This window comes from Streptomyces sp. UH6 (genome assembly GCF_013421635.1).
Classification (GTDB): domain Bacteria; phylum Actinomycetota; class Actinomycetes; order Streptomycetales; family Streptomycetaceae; genus Streptomyces; species Streptomyces abyssomicinicus.
The window spans coordinates 1-2,501 of sequence record NZ_JACADT010000847.1 but is presented as its reverse complement, the minus strand read 5'-3'; the positions used below and the strand labels follow the sequence as shown (position 1 = coordinate 2,501).

The 2,501-nt window shown below is 72.8% G+C and carries 3 protein-coding genes; 1 reads left to right on the top strand and 2 read right to left on the bottom strand.

The window, feature by feature from the left end; translation table 11 throughout:
• Positions 1–703: ATP-binding cassette domain-containing protein (locus tag HW445_RS26625; protein WP_180223429.1), on the bottom strand; the 703-nt coding region annotated here is incomplete at its 3' end.
• 275 nt (positions 704–978) lie between these two features.
• On the opposite strand from HW445_RS26625, the gene HW445_RS26620 reads away from it, so the two are divergent.
• The gene (locus tag HW445_RS26620; protein WP_180223428.1) at positions 979–1,932 is read left to right on the top strand and encodes an oxygenase MpaB family protein; all 954 of its coding nucleotides are present in this window, start codon (positions 979–981) and stop codon (positions 1,930–1,932) included.
• A 93-nt stretch (positions 1,933–2,025) separates the two neighbouring features.
• Here the strand turns inward: HW445_RS26620 and HW445_RS26615 are convergent, their stop codons facing one another.
• Complete coding sequence (locus HW445_RS26615; protein ID WP_151774006.1) at positions 2,026–2,400, bottom strand: hypothetical protein; 375 nt, start codon at positions 2,398–2,400, stop codon at positions 2,026–2,028.
• Between the last annotated feature and the right edge of the window lie 101 nt (positions 2,401–2,501).

The following is a 2,501-nucleotide window of genomic DNA, read 5'->3' as shown; positions in this document are numbered from 1 at the left end:
GCCGGTCGTGCGAGATCACCACCACCGAGCCCCGGTGGGACCGCAGCCGGTCCTCCAGCCACTCCAGGGCCGAGGCGTCCAGATGGTTGGTCGGTTCGTCCAGCAGCAGCAACTGCGGCGACGCGGCCAGCACGCAGGCCAGGCCGAGGCGCGCCTGTTCGCCGCCGGAGAGGCTGCCCAGGCGGCGGCCGGGGGTGATCCGGGCCAGCCCCAGGCCGTGCATCGCCGCCGCCACGCGGGCGTCGGCGGCATAGCCGTCCCGCGCCTCGAACGCCTCCATGAGGTCGCCGTACGCGGCCAGCAGCAGCCCGGTCTCCTCGGGACCGGCGCTCGACAGCGCCCGTTCGGTCTCCCGCAGGGCGCGCTCCAAGGCCCGCAGACCGGCCAGCGCGTGGTCCACGGCGTCCTGGACGGTGTCCTCGGGCGGCAGGTCCGGGACCTGCGGGAGATGGCCGACGCCACCCGGCGCCCGGAGACGGACCTCGCCCTCCGCGGGCGGCTCCAGTCCGGCCATCACCCGCAGCAGGGTGGACTTCCCCGAGCCGTTCTCGCCGACGACGCCGACGCGCTCGCCGGGCGTCACCGACTGCCGCACGCCGTCGAGCAGGACACGGCCACCTGGGGAGAGGGTCAGATCGTCCAGCACCAGCTGGAAGTCCGCGGTCCCGGGAGCGCCACCGGGGCCGGATCCGTCGGAGGGCATCACGATGCCCGAGTGCGGGGAAAAACGCATGAGTTCCGCCGTATCGGAAGAAGGAAGATGTGATCGGACGGCGGGGGAGCGCGACGGCCGGCACGGCGCCGCGACGGGCCGCCGGCCGGGACTCCCCGGGCGGAACTCAGATGTAGTGGTAGTAGACCTTGATCACCCGTTCAGTCTACCCCCGACGTCTTGACGCGTCTCGTGAAACACATCGATAGTTTTTGTATCTCCGACTCGCGGGGGTGGACACACACGGTGGCGGGGAGTGATGACGCATGGGCGGCGGTCGTCGGCTGCGGCGGATCCGGCAGATGGACCCGCGGCGGGACTTCGAGCAGATATACCGCTGGATCACCCACTACGAGTTCCCCGACGACTACCTCCACGGGACGTCGTTCGCCTTCCTGCGCGACTACGGCGTCCCCCGCATCTCCCGGCTCCTCGACCGCACCCAGGAGTTCGAACGGGCCGGGCAGAAGCGGTACGACGACACCGTCCTGGTCGCCTACGAGATGGTCCGCGACGGTCTGGACTCGGAGCACGGCCGGGCCGCTGCCCGCCACCTGAACCGTATCCACGGCCGCTACCGCATCCCCAACGAGGACTTCCTCTACGTCCTGGCGACCACCGTGGTCGGGCCGAAGCGCTGGATCGACCGGTACGGCAGGCGGCCGCTGTGCGAGCAGGAGGCCGAGAGCCTGGCGCTGGTGGGACACCGGATGGGCTCGATGATGGGCATCACCGGCGTGCCCGACACCTACGCCGGCTTCGAGCGCCTCCACGACGACTACGAGCGGGAGATGTTCGCCTACGACCCCGCCAACCGCAGGGTGGCGGCCGCCACCCTGCGGATCTTCGCCTCCTGGTACCCCGCCCCCTTACGCCGGACCGCCACCCGGGTGGCGATCGCCGTGATGGACGAACCCCTGCTGGAAGCGCTCGGCCTGCCCGCGGAACCGCGCTGGCTGCGGAGCGCGACCCATCGCGCCCTGCGGACGCGGGCCGCGCTGCTGCGGCTGCTGCCCGCCCGGCCGGAACGGTTCCCGAGGAAGCCCAAGGCGCGCACCTACCCCTTCGGGTGGACCCTCGACGACCTCGGCCCGCACTGGGCGCACTCCAGGCCGCTCGAGCCGCTGGACGACGAGACGCCGGAGCGGCGGGCCGTCGTCCCGGAGCAGTCGTCCGCCCCGCCCTCCACCCCGCACGTGCGCCCGCAGAACCCCAGGTGACCCGCGGAGCCCAGGTGTCCCGCGGAACCTCCCCGACGAACGGCAGCACCGTGGACACCGGAGCCCGCACCGGACCCCGCCGTCCGCCGGCGGTCAGGCGGTGAGGGCCATGAAGCCGCCCCGGGTCGGGGCCCCGTTCATCAGCGCCGGCACGTCGACGACCTCCGGAAGCCGCTCCACGGAGAGGACGACGGCGCCGCCCGCCCGCGCCGCGTCGCCGCACCAGGCGTTCATGTCGGCCTCGCCCAGTACCAGCGCGGCGATGGACGGGATGACCGCGCCGTGTTCGCCGGGGCCGTCCACCACGCACAGCGTGTGCTTGGGGAAGATGCTCCACCCCTCGCAGGTGGGCAGCGACCGGTCCTCGGTCGCGAGCGGCGGCAGGGCCTCGTGGAACGGCGCGCCGCTGAGCAGCAGCAGCGGCGTTGCGCCGGGCACGAACATCGCTTTCTCCGGATCCAGAAGCATCCGCCAACTCTCCCAGGTCGGGACCGTCCTTGACCAGCCACCCCGGGCAGTAGGCGCCATTCAGCCCTCCACCGGGTGCCCGGCCGCCAGCTCGACGGCCC